This is a genomic window from Amycolatopsis sp. N2S4-7 (assembly GCF_058119595.1).
Genome location: NZ_CP172299.1, coordinates 6,009,895 through 6,026,950, shown reverse-complemented (window position 1 = coordinate 6,026,950; position 17,056 = coordinate 6,009,895). Strand labels below are relative to the sequence as shown.

Here is a 17,056-nt window from a genome sequence, read left to right as displayed (position 1 = left end):
GCGGCCCCGCGCGGGCGTAAGACCGGATCCGTGACCTCTCGACGAGCTTTCCTCACCGCGTCGGCCGTACTGGGAGTGGCGTCCGTGGCCGGAGTCCCGGCCGGCGCCGCCGAACTCGGGGACCGCGGGCCGGGTGGCCCGGTGCGGCCGCAGCGTCCCGGCCCGGAGCTGCGGGCGCTGCTCAGGCAGGTCGACGAACGCCGGGTCGAAGTGACCGTGCGGCGGCTGGCCGCCTTCGGCACCCGGCACACGCTCTCCGCGCAGGACGACCCGGTCCGCGGCATCGGCGCGGCGCGCGACTGGCTCTTCGCGCAGTTCCAGCAGATCGCGGCGGCCTCGGGCGGCCGGCTGAGCGTCGAGCTGCAGTCGTACGTCCAGCCACCCGCCGACCGGATCCCGGTGCCGACGAAGATCACCAACGTCGTCGCGACGCTCCACGGCGCCACCGACCCCGGCCGCGTGTACGTCGTTTCGGGGCACTACGACTCGCGCTGCAGCGACGTCATGGACTTCACCAGCGACGCGCCTGGCGCGGACGACGACGCGTCGGGCGTCGCTGTCTCCCTGGAGCTGGCGCGGGTGCTCTCGACGCGGCAACCGGCCGCGACCATCGTCTTCGCCGCCGTCGCGGGGGAAGAACAGGGCCTCTACGGCTCGCGGTACCTGGCGCAGCAGTTCAAGGCGGGCGGCACCGACGTCCAGGCGATGTTCACCAACGACATCGTCGGCTCGAGCCGCGCCGACGACGGCACGCGCGACCCGTTCACGATCCGCCTGTTCGCCGAAGGCGTCCCGACGGCGGAGACGCCGGCCGAGGCGAACCTGCGCCGCAGCATCGGGGGCGAGAACGACTCCCCGCCGCGTCAGCTGGCCCGGTTCGTGAAGTCCGTCGCGGAGAACGACGCGACCGGCATGGCGGTCCGGGTGATCTACCGGCGCGACCGCTACCTGCGCGGCGGTGACCACATCGGCTTCCTCGAGCAGGGCTACCCGGCGGCGCGGTTCACCGAGCCGAACGAGGACTTCGCGCACCAGCACCAGAACGTCCGGGTCGAGAACGGCGTCCAGTACGGCGACCTGCCGGAGTTCTGCGACTTCCCGTTCATCGCGCGGGTGGCGCGCGTGAACGGCGCGGCGCTGTGGTCGCTGGCGACGGCGCCGGGCACGCCGAAGGGCGTGAAGATCCGCACGGCGGCGCTGACCAACGACTCGGAGCTGCTGTGGACGGCCACGCCGGGCGCGGCGAGGTACGAGGTGCTCTGGCGCGAGACGACGGCCCCGGACTGGACGCACGCCATCGACGTCGGCCCGGCGTTGACGGCGAAGATCGACCTGTCGAAGGACAACGTCTTCTTCGGCGTCCGCGCGGTCGGCCCGGACGGCCGCCGCAGCCCGGCCGCGTTCCCGGCGCCGGTGAGCTAGGCCGCGGCCTGCGTCAGCACCTGCTCGACGACGTGGTGCGAAGGCAGGATCAGGTCGCGCTCGGCGTCGGCGTCGACCTTGCCTTCGAGGAGGTCGCAGAACCGGTCCAGCTGCGTGGCGAGCGGTTCCCGGGCCGTGACGAGCTCCGGGATCTCGATCACCGTCTGCTGCCGGTAGCCGAGGCCGTCCGGGGTGACGGAGTCGTGCGACACGTGCCGGTAGATCGTGACGTCGCGGCGCAGCAGGTCGATCTCGATCAGCCGGTCCAGCTCCGAAACGACCAGCGACCGGACCTTCTTCTGCCCGAGCCGCGAGGCCGACACCGTGGCGAGGCCGGTCGGGAACGACAGCACCGTTTCGATGGTGTCCTCGGCGCCCTCGACCGACTGCGGGTGGAAGTAGCCCGCGCCGGACGTCACGCGCGACGGCGTCGCGCCGCCGAAGAACTGGATCGCCAGGTCGACGTCGTGCACCAGCAGGTCCCACGCGACGCCGGTCTTGATCCGCGGCGCGTACGGGCCGTGGCGGCGCGCCATCAGGTGCACCGGCTCGTTCACCAGCGCCCGCGCGGTCATGACCGCCGGGTTGTACCGCTCCAGCAGCCCGCACATCAGCGGGATGTTCTTCTTCGCCGACAGCGCGACGATCTCCCGCGAGAGCTCGTAGCTGTTGCACACCGGCTTTTCGACCAGCATCGGCTTGCCCTGGCCGAGGATCTCCTGCGCCAGGTCGTAGTGCGCCTCGGTGGCCGACGCCAGCACCACGGCGTCCACATCGGACAGTGAGCCGATCTCCGGCGTCCACCGCGTCTCGTACCGCTCGGCGACGGCCTTGCCCGCGTCCTCCCGCGGATCGATCACGCGGACCAGGTCGACGCGGTCGTTGCCGGCGAGCACGCGCGCGTGCAGCGATCCCATGTTCCCGGTCCCGACGAGAGCGATCCGGTGCGTCACGCCCCCAGTACCTCGCGAACCGTCTCGATGATGGTTTCCAGGTCGGCCTCGGACAGGTGCGGGTGCACCGGCAGCGAAAGCGCCTGGTCCGCCACCGTGCGCGCCACCGGGAAGTCCTCGACGCGGGCGCCCGGGACGAGGTCGTGCCCGGCGTAGCAGTCGTAGTCGAAGACGAGCTTCGGGTAGTAGATGCCGTTGCCGACGCCGCGCTCGGTCAGCGCCGCGGCCAGCTCGTCGCGTGAGAGGAACGCGTGCGGCCCGACGAGCACGGTGTACTGGTGCCACACGTGCTCGCGGCCCGGCAGCACCTGCGGGACGTCCAAGCCGGGGGTGCCGGCGAGCCCCTCCGACAGCCGCTTCGCGTTCGCCTGGCGGACGGCGGTCAGCTGGTCGAGCTTCGCCAGCTGCGGGATGCCGACGGCGGCGTGCAGGTCGGTCATCCGGTAGTTGTGCCCGGCGACCTCGTACTGGTAGCGGGCGCGCATGCCTTGGTTGCGCAGCACGCGCAGCCGGTCCGCCAGCTCGTCGTCGTCCGTCGTGACGATGCCGCCTTCGGCGGTCGTGATGTTCTTCGTCGCGTACAGCGAAAAGCAGCCGGTGCCGAACGACCCGGCCGGCTTGCCCTCGAACGACGCGCCGACGGCCTGCGCGGCGTCCTCGATGACCTGCAGCCCGTGCTCGGCGGCCAGGGGACCCAGCTTGCCCATGTCCGCGGTCTGGCCGTAGAGGTGCACCGGCATGAGCACCTTCGTGCGGTCGGTGACGGCCCCGGCGACGGCGTCGGGGTCCAGCGCGAAATCGTCGCGCCGGATGTCGGCGAACCGCACGGTCGCGCCGGCCTCGAGGATCGCGTTCAGCGTCGCGACGAAGGTGAAGGGAGAGGTGACGACCTCGTCGCCCGGCCGCAGGTCCAGCACCTGGAGCGCGGCGACCAGCGCCGTGGTCCCGCTGTTGACCGCGATCGCGTGCTTCGTCCCGGAGACCGCCGCGAAGGCGGCTTCGAAGCGCTTGACCATCGGCCCCTGTGCGATGTCGCCGGAGCGCAGCACCTCGACGACGAGGTCCTCCGCATCACGGACGTCGACCACGGTGATGGGGATCATGGGCAGTCTCTCTCGGCAGGCGATTTCGGTGCGTCCGGTACAGTGAACCGCCGGTTCTGCGCCCGGCCGCCCTGCATGAACGCGGGCCACACGTTACCGGGCGCGGTCGTACCCCCAGTACCCAGCCGCTGACGAACGGATACCCGCCCGTGGCCAACCGCATCCACCCGACCGCCGTCGTCGGCGAAGGCGTCGAACTCGGCGAGGACAACGTGATCGGGCCGTTCGCGGTGGTGGTCGGCCCGGCCCGGATCGGCGACGGGAACTGGATCGGCCCGCACGTGACGATCGGCACGCCGGGCGAGGACCGGGCCCGCCCGCACCCGGCGGCGTGGGACGACGCGCCGTCCGGTGACCCGGACCACGACGGCCACGGCGTCGTGATCGGCAGCCGCAACCGGATCCGCGAGTACGTGAGCGTCCACCAAGGGACCTGGCGGACGACGACGCTCGGCAGCGACGGCTACTACCTGCGCAACTCCCACATCGCGCACGACTGCCTGGTCGGCGACGGCGTGACGGTCGCGTCCAACGCCGTCACGGGTGGCCACTGCCACATCTGGGACGGCGCGAACCTCGGCATGGGCACGGTCCTGCACCAGAAGGTCGTGATCGGCCCCGGCGCGATGATCGGGATGGGCTCGGCGGTGCGCCGCGAGATCGGCGCGTTCACCATCGCCGTCGGCAACCCGGCCCGCGTCACCGGCATCAACGTCGTCGGCCTCGCCCGCCGCGGGGTCGACGAGGCGACGATCGAAGCGCTCGGACCCTGGCTGAAGGGCAAGGAAGGTCTCCCGGACGCCACGCTGCCCGGCGACCTCTCTACCTTGGTCAAGGCGTGGGACGCCCGCCCGCGCGAGGGACACTAGGAGCTGTGAACATGTCGGATGTCGCCCCCAAGCTGCGCGAGGTCTTCGTCGAAGCGCTCGACCTCGACGGCGACGTGGACGTCGAGAACCTGAAGTACCGCGACCTCGAGGCGTGGGACTCGGTCGGCCACATGGCGCTGGTCGCGGCCATCGAGGACGAGTTCGACGTCGAGTTCGACACCGACCAGGTCATCGACATGTCGAGCTTCAAGGTCGCCGTCGACATGGTGACCGAGCTCCAGGCGAAGAATGCCTGATCTGACCGGTCGCGTCGCGCTCGTCACCGGCGGGACGCGGGGGATCGGCCTGGCCACCGTGCGCGCGCTCGCCGAGGCGGGCGCGACGGTGGTGCTCACCGGCCGCGACGAGGCCCGCGCGAAGGAAGCGGCCGCCGCCGCGGGCGCCGCGAGCGGGCTCGCTCTCGACGTCACGGACGCCAAGGCAGTGTCTTCGCTGGTCAGGAGCGTCGCGAAGGAGCACGGCCGGCTCGACGTCGTCGTCGCGAACGCCGGGATCATGGAAGACGCGCTGCTCGGGATGATCCGCGAGGAGCTCGTCGACACCACGCTGAGCACGAACGTCGCCGGCACGCTGCACACCGTGCAGGCCGCCGCCCGGGCGATGATGCGCAAGAAGACGGGCGCGATCGTGGTGCTCGCGTCTATCGTCGGCGAGTACGGAAGCGCCGGTCAGACCGTGTACGCGGCGTCGAAGGCGGCGGTGGCGAACATCGCGCGTTCGGCGGCGAAGGAACTCGGGCGGTCCGGCATCCGCGTGAACGCGGTCGCGCCGGGCGTGATCGAGACCGACCTGACCGCTGGCCTGAGCGAGGACGCGAAGGCGGAGAACGCCGGCCGGACGCCGCTCGGGCGGCTCGGCCGGCCCGAAGAAGTCGCGAACGCGATCCGGTTCCTGGTGAGTGACGAAGCGTCCTTCATCACCGGACAGGTGCTGGGGATCGACGGAGGCTTGGTGCTGTGACGTTGCTGGGTGCGGGCGCTCGGCTGGTGGACGTGGCCGGGGGCCGCACACTGGCGGGCGCGGAACTGTCGGCCGGGGTCGGGCGGAAGATGGACGGGCTGGCCTCGTTGCCGGCCGGCGTCGTGTTCGCGCGGATGTCGATCGACCTCGACAGCGTGCTGACCTACCTCGGCGCGTTCGAATCCGGCCGGGCGATCGCGCTGATCGACCCGGCGCTGGACGCCGACGTGCTGGCCGGGCTGGTCGCGCGCTTCCGCCCGGCGGCGGTGCTCTCGGCGTCCGGCGACGCGCCTCCCGGGTACGACCTGCGCGGCGCGGACTGGGTGCGTGCGTCGGCGGACGGGGTCCGGCCGCACCCCGACCTGGCCGTCCTGCTCCCGACCAGCGGGTCCACCGGGAACCCGAAGCTCGTCCGGCTCTCGCGGCAGGCGATCCTGACCAACGCCGACGCCATCGCGCAGGTGCTGCACATCGACGCGGACGAGGTCGCGCCGACCTGCCTCCCGCTGCACTACAGCTACGGCCTGTCGGTGCTGAATTCGCACCTGGTGCGGGACGCGACCGTCGTGATCGAGCCGTCCGGGGTGCTCGGCCGCGGCTTCTGGGACGCGGTGGACACCCACGGCGTCACGTCCCTCGCGGGTGTCCCGTACCACTACGAAATGCTGCGGCGGCTCAAGTTCGACCCCGCGAAGCACCCGACGCTGCGCACGCTCACGCAGGCGGGCGGGAAGCTGCGCGACGAGCTGATCGCCGAGTTCAACGACAAGATGCGCGCGGCCGGCGGCCGGATGTACGTGATGTACGGCCAGACCGAGGCCTCGCCGCGGATGACGACGGTGCCCGCCGAGAGGCTGGCCGAAAAGCTCGGTTCCGCCGGGCCGGCGCTGCCGGGCGGCCGGTTCGCGGTGCGCCGGGACGACGGGTCGGAGACCACGCACCCGAAAATTGTCGGTGAGGTCGTCTACCGTGGGCCCAACGTGATGATGGGCTACGCGGACGACGAGTCCGGCCTGGCCAAGGGTGACGAATGCGGCGGCGTGCTGGCCACCGGTGACCTCGGGTACCTCGACGAAGAGGGGTACCTGTTCATCACCGGGCGGCTCAAGCGCATCGGCAAGGTGTTCGGCAACCGCGTCAGCCTCGACGATCTCGAGCAGGCCGTGCGCGTGGCGGCGGTGGGGATCGACGTGGTGGCGGCGGTGGCCGCCGGCGACAAGGTCGTGCTGTTCGCCGAGGGCGCGGACACCGGCATCTGCAAGGACGCGTCGCGGGCGCTGTCCGAGCGGCTGCACCTGCACACCAGCGGGTTCGACGTGCGCCCGATCGAGACCGTGCCGCTGCTGGCCAGCGGCAAGATCGACTACCGGTCGTTGGAGGGGAAGGTATGAGCGTGTTCACTCGGTCGCAGGCCGACCGGGAGGCCTTGCTGCTGCCCGAACTCGCCGCCCTGACCTCTCACCACCGGGCGAACTCCGAGGGCTACGAACGGATCTTGTCGTCGCTGGGCATCGCGCCGTCGGCGGCTTTCGGCTCGATCGCCGACCTGCCGTGGCTGCCGGTGCGGATGTTCAAGACGCACGACCTGAAGTCCATCCCGGACGACGAGGTGTTCAAGACCCTGACGTCGTCGGGCACCACCGGCGCCGGTGCGTCGCGGATCTACCTCGACAAGGAGGCGGCGGGCGCGCAGACCAAGCAGCTGGGCGCGACGCTGCAGGAGGTCCTCGGCGGCGAGCGGCTGCCGATGCTGATGGTCGACACGATCGGCATCATCAAGAACCGCCGCTCGTTCTCCGCGCGTGGCGCTGGCGTGCTGGGCATGGCGAACTTCGGCCGCAAGCACACGTACGTGCTCGACGAGAACGACCAGCCGGACGTCGAAGCGGTCAAGAAGTTCCTGGCCGAGTACGGCGACCGGCCGTTCCTGATCTTCGGCTTCACGTTCATGGTCTGGCTGTACCTCTACGAGGTCGCCCGCGACCACGGGCTCGACCTGTCCAACGGGATCTTGATCCATTCCGGTGGCTGGAAGAAGCTGATCGATCGCGCGGTGGACAACACCGAGTTCCGGCGGCGGTTCAAGGAGGACACCGGGCTCACCCGGATCCACAACTACTACGGGATGATCGAGCAGATCGGCACCGTGTTCCTCGAGGGACCGTCCGGGAACTCGCTGTACTGCCCCGACTTCGCCGACGTGGTGATCCGCGACCCGTCGACGTGGGAGGAGCAGCCGGTCGGCGAGCCGGGCGTGATCGAGGTCGTCTCGACGCTGCCGCGGTCGTACCCCGGGCACGTGCTGCTCACCGAAGACCTCGGGGTGTACAACGGGATCGACGACGGCGACTGGCCGGGCAAGCACTTCTCCGTGCTCGGCCGGCTGCCCAAGGCCGAGGCGCGCGGGTGCTCGGACACGTTCTCCGGGGCCGCGGCGTGAGCGTCTTGACTCAGCGTTTTCCCGCTGCCGCTCCGGTATCCGTGAGCGACCTGGTCGGCGAGCTGCGTGCGGCGCCGCCGGGCGGACGGCTGCGCGTCGGCGACTCGCGGATCGTCGAGTTCGTCACGAAGTTCGCGCGCAAGCTGCTGGCCCCGGCCACCGCGCGCCGGTTCCCGGAGCTGGCGTCGCTCGGGTTCTTCCTGCGCAAGGGCGAGATCGCCAAGGCGCTGTCCACTCTGGACACGTCCGGGAGTGCGCTGCGGTTCCCGCGCGGGCTGGTGTTCCACGTGCCGCCGGCGAACGTCGACACGATCTTCGTCTACTCGTGGGCGCTGTCCGCACTGGCGGGGAACCACAACGTCGTGCGCGTCTCGTCGCGCTCGGCGGGGGCCGCCGAGGCCGTGCTGGAGGCGCTGAACGCGGCACTGTCCGAAGTGGACTCCGACGTGGCGGACGTGGTCCGGGCGACCCAGCGGATGGTGACGTACGACCGCAGCGACGAGGTGAGCGGCGCCCTGTCGCTGGCCGCCGACCTGCGCGTCATCTGGGGCGGCGACGGGTCGGTCGCGGCGCTGCGGAAGTACCCGCTCGCGCCGCACGCGCGTGACCTGACGTTCCCGGACCGTTCGTCGTTCGCCGTCGCCTCGGTGGCCGGCTGGCAGCGGGCGTCCGCGGAGGAGCGGCGGGCGGCGGCCGAGGGCTTCTACAACGACTCGTACTGGTTCGACCAGGCCGCCTGCTCGTCGCCGCGCGCGGTGTTCTGGGTCGGCGACTCCGCCGGCGCCCAGGCCGCCGGGCAGGAGTTCCGCACGCTGCTGGCGTCGGTGCTGGAGGCGAAACAGCACGTCACCGAGCCGGCGATGGCGGTGCAGAAGCGCGTCTCGGCGTACGGCGCGGCGGTCGACGGGCTGGTCAAGGAGATCGCGTTCGAGGGCAACGGACTGGCCACGCTGGAGCTGACCGACCCGGCGTCGCTGCCGCGCGAGTGGCTCGGGGCGGGCACGTTCGCGAACGCGCGTGTGGCTTCGTTGTCCGATTTGGTCCCGATCGTCCTGCGGAAGGACCAGACGGTCAGCCAGTTCGGCTTCACCGCCGAGGAGCTGACGGCGTTCGCGCACGAGCTGGCGGGCCGCGGCGTCGACCGGATCGTGCCCTTCGGCTCGGCCCTGACCTTCTCCGCGGTGTGGGACGGTTACGATCTGCTGGCCGAATTCAGCCGCCTGGTCACGGTACAGGCCTGAGGAGACCCGTCGATGACGACAGTTGAGACGCCGGGGACGCCGGCTGCCGGAAAGCAGCCGAAGTCCACCAAGGCGAAGATCATCGACGTCGTCCGGTGGGTCGCGATCCTGCTGGTCGTCGGTTTCGCGGCGAAGCAGCTGGCCTCGCATTGGGGCGAGTTCTGGCACACCCTGCGTGACGTCGCCTGGCAGTCGTCACTGCTGAGCCTGGTGGCCCTGGTCGCGGCGATCATGGTGTCCACCTGGGGCTGGCAGGTGATGGTCGACAACCTGGGCAAGCCGATCGGCTACGCCCGCGGCGCGCAGATCTGCCTGGTCGGCTCGCTCGGCAAGTACGTGCCGGGCTCGGTCTGGGCGTACCTGCTGCAGATGGAGCTGGGCCGCAAGGCGGGCCTGGCCCGCGCCCGGATCTTCACGGGCTCCCTGATCCAGCTCGGCGTCGGCGTGGTGTCGGCGCTGGTGGTGTCGCTGCTGGCGGCCCCGGCGGTGTTCAGCAACAGCCCGCGCGCGCTGTGGCTGTTCGTCCTCATCCCGGTCGGCCTGGCGATGCTGCACCCGAAGATCCTGACGTGGGGCACGTCACTGGTCCTCCGGATCCTCCGCCGCCCGCCGCTGGCCCACCCCCTGGGCTGGCGAGTGGTGGGCAAGGTCTTCGGCGCCTCGACGGCGGCGTGGTGCCTGCAGGGAGTCCACCTGTGGCTCCTGGCGAACTCGGTGGGCGCCCCCGGCTTCAGCGGCTTCGTGCTGTGCGTGGGCGCGATGGCGGTGGCGATGACGGTGGGCACGTTCGCGTTCATCCTCCCGAGCGGAGTGGGCGTCCGCGAGGTGGCCCAGGTAGCGGTCCTGACGGCCAGCGGCCTGACGGTGGGCCAGGCGACGGCGTTCGCGGTGGCCTCCCGCGTGATGTTCACGCTGGCCGACCTCCTGACGGCCGGCCTGGCCGCAATAGCGGCCCGCTCGACCCGCCCGGCGCCCACGCCCGCTTGATCCGCACGGCCTAGCCGAGGCCACTCCTGCTCGACGCGCGTGGCTGAGCCGAGTGGTCGGAAGCCGCGGCGCGCTCGCCGGTCCCGCTTGCTTGATCCGCACGACCTGGCTGCGGCCCGCTCGACCCGCCGGCGGCCACGCCCGCCTGAGCGGTTGTCCACCGCCTGTCCCCAAGTTGTCCACAGGGTTTACGCACATGTGGACAACTCACGGGACAAGTCGATAAATCACCGCGTCCGGATTGCGGTAAGCCTCCGTCAGGAACGGCTCACCCGCCAACCCGGTCAATCCCGGCTGATAAGGCTTCCCCGGCACCGTCGACGGCTTCCCCAAAATCACCCAATGGATGTTCAACCGCCGAACCGCGGCCCGCACCGAAGGGTCTGTCTCGTAATCGCGGAACCGGTCCGCCAGCAACAGCGCGTCCTTCGGCAGCCACGTCTCGTCGAAATGGCCGGCCACCGTGCGCACGCCCGACAACGCGTACGTCCAGGCCGTTCCGTCGAAGCGGTCGTTCATCGCCCACTCGCCCGGTTTCGCCAGGTTGCCGAGTTCCGCCATCGCCGCGGCCTCGCCGGGCGTCACGCGCAGCTTCGAAACGTCCGCCGCCTGGTAGCCCGGGTACACCCGGGCGCCGTTGGAGCGGAAGTACAACCCGTTCGAAAGCAGCACGAATCCCACCAGCACCACCACCGCAACGCCCACCGCGGGTAGGTGGAACCGGTCGCGAAGCCAGGCCTGCGTCGAAGCCAGACCGTGCGCCGCCAGCACGCTCAAGGGGATCGCCGCCATCGAGAAGAACCGGTACGGGTCGTCCCACCACGGGCGGGACAGCGCCATCACGATCGGCGCGTTCGACGACGCCACCGCGATGTACGCCAGGCCCGTGACCGCCGCCGTCAGGCCGATCCAGCGCAACGCGCCCGCGCGCGCGAAGAACACGAACCCCAGGAACAGCGCCACCGACAGCCACAACTGCGGCTGCGGCTCGTAGTGCTGGAAGCCCAGCAGCGCACCCAGTGCCGCCGTCGCGCGGTACTCGCTCGGCCAGCCGTAGTACGGCAGATCGCCCGTCGCCAGCCCGAGCGCGCCGAACAGCTGCAGCCACGCCACCAGCAGCGCCGCCGCCGCGATCGGCAGCAACGCCAGCAGGTCCCGGCCGAGCCGACGCCATCCCGCGAGCCAGCGCTGCACCAGCAGCGGCCCGGCGAACAGCATCCCGCCGAACAACGTCGACGAGTGGATGCACAGCAAACCTGCCGCCGCCAGCAGGAGCACCAGCCCCGTGTCCGGCGCGACCCGCTCCAGGTACCGCCGCAGCGCGACCGCGGCCAGCGGCGTCAGCGCCACCCCCAGCGCGAACGGCAGCAGCGGCCCGCGGTCCATCGACTCGTAGAGGCTCATCACCGGCGCCACCGCCGTCAGCGCCACCGCGCCCGCCAGCACCGCGCGCCCCCGGAACTCCCGCACCAGCGTCACCAGCGACAGCGCCAGCAAACCCGGCAGCAGCACGGTGTTCGCGTCCAGCGTCTCCGGAACGGACGCCCCGCTGAGCCGGTACGTCACCGCCGCCAGCAGGTGGTAGGCGTTGGGGTAGAACACCGGCGCCGCGTCGCCGTACCAGTTCACGTGGCCGGTGCCGAACAGGCCGCCGTCGCCCGTGTCGGCGATGTAGCGGACCGCGTTGCCGTGGTACACCGCGTCGAAACCCTGCGGCAGCGCGCCGATGTGCCCCAGGCCGAGCAGCGTCGCGTAGCAGCCGACGGCCGAGGCGAACAGCAGGCACGCCACCACGGCCAGGTGACCGCGGCGCGCCCACAGCACCGGATCCGGCTCCGGGGACCAGCGGCGGACCGTCCCTTGCCGGACGCCGAAAGCGATCCCGGCGAACAAGACGGTCGAAACGGCGTACGTGACTGCGTTGAACGGCAAGCCCACTGCCGCGGCCCACGGCCCGGTCAAGCCGCCGATGGCGTAACTCAGCAACGGCGCCGACCCGGCGAGCGCCCAGCCGCGCAAACCCGCGGCGAGACCGGTCAGCAGGCCCGGGACGGCGATGACGGCAATGGCAACGCAGACGGTGAGCACGGTGGAGACTAAGCCCGCATTGATAGGCCGTATGCGCGGGGTCGATACTCCGTTTAGCGCAATTGCGGGACGTCGCTTCGGCCGTCCAAGGCAACACCCGATCGGGTTATATTGAGGGCTGCTTTTGCTGCTTGACTGGCGCGGGCGGAGTGAACCACTGGTCTTTCGGGGGCGTCGTGAGCCCGAAAGAAACGCATCGACGCCGATGATCGCTAGCCTGGCGAGGTCGCCCGCCGGAGGGCCGGGCAGGCGCGGTGACGAGGTGAGGGGGCCGGGTGGTCTACGCGGTCGTGGTGGCGTGGCTGGTCCTCGCCGCGATCGTGGTGCTGACCTGGGGCCGCCTCGACACCGACCGCGGCTGGCGTGGCTTCGTCCTCGCCCTCACCCTCGGGCTTTCGCTGCTCCATCAGCTGCTGTTCGCGACCGTCACGGAGGACGCGTTCGTTTCGTTCCGCTACGCGCAGAACATCGCCGACGGCAACGGCCCGGTCTTCAACCCCGGTGAACGCGTCGAGGGCTACACGAACTTCCTCTGGCTGGTGCTGATCGCCCTGCCGCGCGCCGCCTTCGGCGCGGACGTGCGCACCACCGCCGTCGTGTTCGGCGTCGTCTCCGCACTGGCCTCTGTGCTCGTGGCCTGCTTCCTGGCCAACCGGATCGTCGCCGCGGCCGCGCCGGCGGGCGCCGAGCCGCGCCCCGCGATCGGCGTCGCCGCCGCGGTGCTCACCGCGAGTGCCGGCGGGCTCGCCGTCTACGGGCCGTCCGGTTCCGAGGTCGCGCTGTTCGTCCTGCTCGTGCTCGCCGTCTGCTACTCGCTCGCGGCGCGCCGCCCGGTGGTCGCCGGTGTGCTCGTCGCGTTCGCCGTCATGACCAGCCCGCAGGGTGTGCTGGTCGCCGTGCTCGCCGGCCTCTGGCTGGTCGGCGCCGCGCTGAGGAAGAAGCACAGCTGGTGGGCGCCCGCGGGCTACACGCTGGGCGCGCTCGTGTTCCTGGTACCCCGGCTCGCCTGGCGGGTGACGTTCTACCAGCACTTCCTCCCCGCGCCGCTGGCCGCGAAGCTGGCGGGCCCGCTCGGTGCGCAGGTCGCCACCGGCTGGCCCTACCTGTCCGGGTTCGCCTTGGCGCACCAGGGTTTCCTGCTGCTCGGCCTGGTCGCCGCGGTCGCGTTGCTGCTGCGCCGCACCCAGGCCCTCGAGGCCCGCGCGTTGATCTGGCTGCTGTTCGCGAACGTCGTCGGGCTCGCCGCCGTCGCCGTGCTGGCGGGCGGCGACCTGGGACCGTCCTGGCGGCTGCTGGCCCCCGTGCCGCCGCTGCTGGCTGTCGCCTCGGTCGCGGCGTACGGCGTGCTCACCGTGGACGTCGCGGGAAAGCCGTCGCCCCAGCCGAAGGCCTGGCCCGCCGCGACGCGCCTGGTCCCGGTGACCGCGTGCGGGCTGGCCGGGATCGCGGTGCTCGTCTCCGTGTTCAGCCCCGAAATGCTCGACCGCGTGCGCGACTGGCGCGCGCACGGCAACCAGCTCACCGAGATCGGCGGCTGGCTCGGCGAGTACCTGCCGCCCGGGTCCGTGGTCAGCGCCGCCGCGCCCGGCGCGCTCGCCGCCCGGGGCGGGCAGCTGCTGATCATCGACGTCCTCGGCCGCACCGACAACCACATCGCCCGCGACGGGCGCCACGACGGCGGCGTCTCGACCGATTACGACTACATCGTCAACGGCCGCCGTCCGACCGTCGCCGTGCCCGACGGCGGCTACGCCGACCGCCAGCACTGCGCCATCGACCCCGTCTACGCGGGCAAGTACGAGGTCGCCACCTTCCGCCGCGTCGGCACGCCGTACTGGGTCGCCGTGTACCCGCGCGCGGAGCAGGCGAAGTCCTTGGTCATCGACCTCGACCAGGGCCCGGACTTCCGCTACGTACCCTGTCCTTCGTGAAACTCGCGGTCGCGCAACGGCAGCTGGGCACCGAAGCGCGGCTCGGGATCGGGGTCTTCGTGACAGCGCTCGCCCTGTTCGTGGTGCGGTTCCTCGTGCCGCGCCCGATCGCGATGTCGAACAACGGCGACGGCGGCCGCGTGCTCTGCGGAGCCGGGATCACCTGGCACGGCCTGCCGGAGCCGTTCATCCACCTCGCCTACACGGTCGAGCCCGGTCCGCCGCCGTGCCGGCCGACGTACCTGCTCTCGCAGAGCTGGCTCGCGGACCTGGCCGTCCGCATCGGACGGCTGATCGGCCTCCACACGACGTTGAGCCTGGTCGTGCTGGGCCTGCTGAGCAGTGTCATCGCCGCGGCCGCCGTGACGGCGATCGTGCTCGGCCTGCCCTACCGGCTTCGCGTCCGGCTGGCCGTGGCGGCCGGGCTCCTGCTGGTCGTCGCCGACTCGGCGTTCTTCGGCTACTTCGCCGCGGTGCTCGGCGAAGGCGCGGCCTTCCTCGGCCTGCTCCTGGCCGTCGGCGGCCTGCTGCTGACCGCTCGGGAAGGCGCGTGGAGCTACGCGGGCATGGCGGTGACGCTCGCGGGCGGCGTCCTGGCGGTCAACGCCAAGGTCCAGACGCTGACCATCCTGCCGATCCTCGCGCTCGCGGTGCTCCTGGTCCGGCCGGGCACGCTGCGCGGGGCGAAGCGGTGGGCGGCGGCGGTGCTGGTCGTCGGCGGCCTCGGAGCCGTCACGCTCCACGCGCAGCAGAGCGTGGAACCGGCCCTCGCCCCCGACGGCACGTTCGCCGAGCGCCCGGGGGACGACTCCCGCGAGATCAACATGTTCAACTCGATCTTCCTGAACATCGTCGACGGCAGGCACGACACCCAGGCCGACCTCGCCGCCCTCGGGCTGCCGCCGTCGTTCGCGCAGTACGCGGGCAACGGCTGGTGGCACCCGCACCCGGCGACCATGGACCCCCAGTACCCGCGGTACCGCGCCCAGATGAGCCGCCGGAACGTCGTGACGTACTTCGCGACCCACCCCGGCCGGACCCTGGCCGTGCTCAACCGGGCGGCGACCGACCAGCTCACCGCCCGCCCGGACTACCTCGGCAGCTTCGACCAGACCGCCGGGTTCCCGCCCCACGCGCAGGAGCACCGGCTGCCGGTGGTGTCGTGGCTGACCGGCCTGATCGCCCCGCTCGGCCTGTTCGCGCTGGTGCCGATCTGGGTGTTCGTGCTGGTCAGGGCGTGGTTCCAGCGGCGGAACGCGCTGGGGGTCGTGCTGGCGTTCCTGTTCGCCGTCTCGGTCACGCAGTTCGGCACCGCGGCTTTGGGGGACGGCATCGAGGGCATCAAGCACCAGTCCGTCGCCCTGTTCGCGCTCCTGCTGGCCCTCGTTTTGTGTTCTCCCTCGCTGAACAGCCGTCAACAACCTACGGTCCCGTAACCTTGCTGGATGGCTGACCTGGTTTACCCGCCCGTGATCGCAGCAGCCCGGACGATGTTCCGGCTTCTGGACAACCGCATCCGGGTCGAGGGTGCGGAGCACATCCCGCGCCGCGGCGGCGCGGTCATCGCGTGCAACCACGTGAGCTACCTCGACTTCATCTTCTGCGGCCTCGGCGCGCGCCCGGCCAAGCGGCTGACGCGGTTCATGGCGAAGAAGGAGATCTTCGACAACAAGATCGCCGGTCCGCTGATGCGCGGGATGCACCACATCTCCGTCGACCGCTCCGCCGGCCTGGCCTCCTACCGCGCGGCGCTCGGAAAGCTGCAGGCGGGCGAGGTCGTCGGCGTCTTCCCCGAAGCCACCATCAGCCGCTCGTTCACGGTCAAGGAGATCAAGTCCGGTGCCGTCCGGATGGCCGCGGCGGCCGACGTCCCGGTCGTGCCGATGGCCCTGTGGGGCACCCAGCGCCTGTGGACGAAGGGCCGTCCGAAGGACCTGACCCGACGGCACGTGCCGATCTCGATCCTCATCGGCGAGCCGATGCACCCGGCGAAGGGCGACGACTGGGACGTCGTGACGAAGGAGCTGCGCACCCGGATGAGCGCGCTGCTCGACCGGGCCCAGGCCGAGTACCCGGACCAGCCCGCGTCCGACGAGGACCGCTGGTGGCTGCCCGCGCACCTGGGCGGGACGGCGCCGACCCCGGCCGAAGCGGCCGAGCTCGACAACCGCTAGAACCAGCGCTCGAGCACCTGCGCGACGCCGTCTTCGCCGGCCGGGCCGGTGACCTCGTCGGCCACCGCGAGCACCGCCGGGTGCCCGTTCTCCATCGCGACGCCGTGGCCGGCCCAGCGGAGCATCTCGACGTCGTTGGGCATGTCGCCGAACGCGGTCACCTGCTCGGGCTCGACCGCGAGCCGTTCGACGACGTCGACGAGGCCCGTGGCCTTGGTGATCCCGTGCGCGGACAGCTCCACCAGGCCGCCGGACGACGAATAGGTGACGTCGACGTCGCGGTCGAACAGCGCGTTCACCGCGTCGGCCATCTCGTCCGACGACATCCCGCGGTGGCTGACCAGCAGCTTGATCGCCGGGTGCCCGAGCACCTCGGCGCGCGGCGCGGTGCGGCCTTCGCCGTCGCCCCACGGGTTGTGGTAGTCCGGCTCGATCACGAAGTTGCGCATGTCGTGGTCGACCGCGCCGGTGCTGACCCGCTCGGTGGCCAGCCGGCAGCCCGGCAACGCCTTGTCGAGCGCGCTCGCGATGTCGTGCAGCAGCTCGGGCCGGAGCAGACCGTGCACCTCGACGATCTCTTCTCGGCCGCAGTCGTACAGGACGGCGCCGTTCGCGCACACCGCGTACCCGGTCAGCTCGAGGGGCTTGGCGATCGGAGCGATCCAGCGCGGCGGCCGCCCGCTGGCCAGGACGAACGGCACCCCGGCCTCGATCGCCCGGCGGACGGTCGCGATGGTGCGGCCGGTGAGGGTTTCGGAGGGGCCGAGCAGGGTGCCGTCGACGTCGGACGCGATCAACTGGGGTCTCTCCACCCGGCCATTGTCCCTGACCCGTTCGGGTGGGGCCCCGCCCGTCCGTGCGACTGCC

Annotated in this window: 15 protein-coding genes; 11 read left to right on the top strand and 4 right to left on the bottom strand. The window is 71.5% G+C overall.

Annotated elements, in window-relative coordinates; translation table 11 throughout:
* Window positions 1–30 precede the first annotated feature (30 nt).
* Window positions 31–1,422, top strand: a complete 1,392-nt coding sequence (locus tag ACH54P_RS28350) for a M20/M25/M40 family metallo-hydrolase (RefSeq protein WP_489906383.1) — start codon at window positions 31–33, stop codon at window positions 1,420–1,422.
* Here ACH54P_RS28350 and ACH54P_RS28345 read toward each other — a convergent pair.
* Both ACH54P_RS28345 and ACH54P_RS28340 read right to left on the bottom strand, forming a co-directional pair.
* A complete protein-coding gene (locus ACH54P_RS28345; protein ID WP_489906382.1) occupies window positions 1,419–2,375 on the bottom strand; it encodes a Gfo/Idh/MocA family protein in 957 nt (318 codons plus the stop codon). The two genes, ACH54P_RS28350 and ACH54P_RS28345, sit on opposite strands and share 4 nt — an antisense overlap.
* Entirely contained in the window at window positions 2,372–3,478 is a 1,107-nt protein-coding gene (locus ACH54P_RS28340) for a DegT/DnrJ/EryC1/StrS family aminotransferase (RefSeq protein WP_489906381.1), read from the bottom strand. The genes ACH54P_RS28345 and ACH54P_RS28340 overlap by 4 nt, the downstream gene beginning before the upstream one ends.
* A 149-nt stretch (window positions 3,479–3,627) precedes the next feature.
* On the opposite strand from ACH54P_RS28340, the gene ACH54P_RS28335 reads away from it, so the two are divergent.
* From ACH54P_RS28335 to ACH54P_RS28305, 7 genes are read left to right on the top strand one after another with little or no spacing between them, the layout of a single operon-like run.
* A complete protein-coding gene (locus ACH54P_RS28335) occupies window positions 3,628–4,347 on the top strand; it encodes an acyl-ACP--UDP-N-acetylglucosamine O-acyltransferase family protein (protein WP_489906380.1) in 720 nt (239 codons plus the stop codon).
* Window positions 4,348–4,358: 11 nt separating this feature from the next.
* A complete protein-coding gene (locus ACH54P_RS28330; RefSeq protein WP_489906379.1) occupies window positions 4,359–4,604 on the top strand; it encodes an acyl carrier protein in 246 nt (81 codons plus the stop codon).
* Window positions 4,597–5,328: an SDR family NAD(P)-dependent oxidoreductase gene (locus tag ACH54P_RS28325; protein WP_489906378.1), complete on the top strand. Its 732-nt coding sequence runs from the start codon at window positions 4,597–4,599 to the stop codon at window positions 5,326–5,328. The genes ACH54P_RS28330 and ACH54P_RS28325 overlap by 8 nt, the downstream gene beginning before the upstream one ends.
* Window positions 5,325–6,719 carry an AMP-binding protein gene (locus ACH54P_RS28320; RefSeq protein WP_489906377.1) on the top strand — a complete coding sequence of 465 codons (1,395 nt, stop codon included), beginning with the start codon at window positions 5,325–5,327 and terminating at the stop codon, window positions 6,717–6,719. Before ACH54P_RS28325 ends, ACH54P_RS28320 begins: the two co-directional genes overlap by 4 nt.
* Window positions 6,716–7,768 carry a LuxE/PaaK family acyltransferase gene (locus ACH54P_RS28315; protein ID WP_489906376.1) on the top strand — a complete coding sequence of 351 codons (1,053 nt, stop codon included), beginning with the start codon at window positions 6,716–6,718 and terminating at the stop codon, window positions 7,766–7,768. The genes ACH54P_RS28320 and ACH54P_RS28315 overlap by 4 nt, the downstream gene beginning before the upstream one ends.
* Window positions 7,765–9,009 carry an acyl-CoA reductase gene (locus ACH54P_RS28310; protein WP_489906375.1) on the top strand — a complete coding sequence of 415 codons (1,245 nt, stop codon included), beginning with the start codon at window positions 7,765–7,767 and terminating at the stop codon, window positions 9,007–9,009. Before ACH54P_RS28315 ends, ACH54P_RS28310 begins: the two co-directional genes overlap by 4 nt.
* Before the next feature lie 12 nt (window positions 9,010–9,021).
* On the top strand, window positions 9,022–9,996 hold the full coding sequence (locus ACH54P_RS28305; protein WP_489906374.1) for a lysylphosphatidylglycerol synthase transmembrane domain-containing protein: 975 nt from the start codon (window positions 9,022–9,024) through the stop codon (window positions 9,994–9,996).
* 207 nt (window positions 9,997–10,203) lie between these two features.
* Here the strand turns inward: ACH54P_RS28305 and ACH54P_RS28300 are convergent, their stop codons facing one another.
* Window positions 10,204–12,084 carry a DUF6541 family protein gene (locus tag ACH54P_RS28300; protein ID WP_489906373.1) on the bottom strand — a complete coding sequence of 627 codons (1,881 nt, stop codon included), beginning with the start codon at window positions 12,082–12,084 and terminating at the stop codon, window positions 10,204–10,206.
* 275 nt (window positions 12,085–12,359) lie between these two features.
* On the opposite strand from ACH54P_RS28300, the gene ACH54P_RS28295 reads away from it, so the two are divergent.
* The 3 genes from ACH54P_RS28295 to ACH54P_RS28285 are packed head-to-tail and all read left to right on the top strand — an operon-like array spanning window position 12,360 to window position 16,189.
* A complete protein-coding gene (locus ACH54P_RS28295; protein WP_489906372.1) occupies window positions 12,360–14,015 on the top strand; it encodes a DUF8728 domain-containing protein in 1,656 nt (551 codons plus the stop codon).
* The gene (gene wsfD / locus ACH54P_RS28290) at window positions 14,012–15,451 is read left to right on the top strand and encodes a glycan biosynthesis hexose transferase WsfD (RefSeq protein WP_489906371.1); all 1,440 of its coding nucleotides are present in this window, start codon (window positions 14,012–14,014) and stop codon (window positions 15,449–15,451) included. Before ACH54P_RS28295 ends, wsfD begins: the two co-directional genes overlap by 4 nt.
* Before the next feature lie 9 nt (window positions 15,452–15,460).
* Window positions 15,461–16,189: a lysophospholipid acyltransferase family protein gene (locus ACH54P_RS28285; RefSeq protein ID WP_489906370.1), complete on the top strand. Its 729-nt coding sequence runs from the start codon at window positions 15,461–15,463 to the stop codon at window positions 16,187–16,189.
* On the opposite strand, the gene ACH54P_RS28280 is transcribed toward ACH54P_RS28285, so the two are convergent.
* On the bottom strand, window positions 16,186–16,986 hold the full coding sequence (locus tag ACH54P_RS28280; protein ID WP_489916674.1) for an HAD family hydrolase: 801 nt from the start codon (window positions 16,984–16,986) through the stop codon (window positions 16,186–16,188). The two genes, ACH54P_RS28285 and ACH54P_RS28280, sit on opposite strands and share 4 nt — an antisense overlap.
* Window positions 16,987–17,056: the final 70 nt, after the last annotated feature.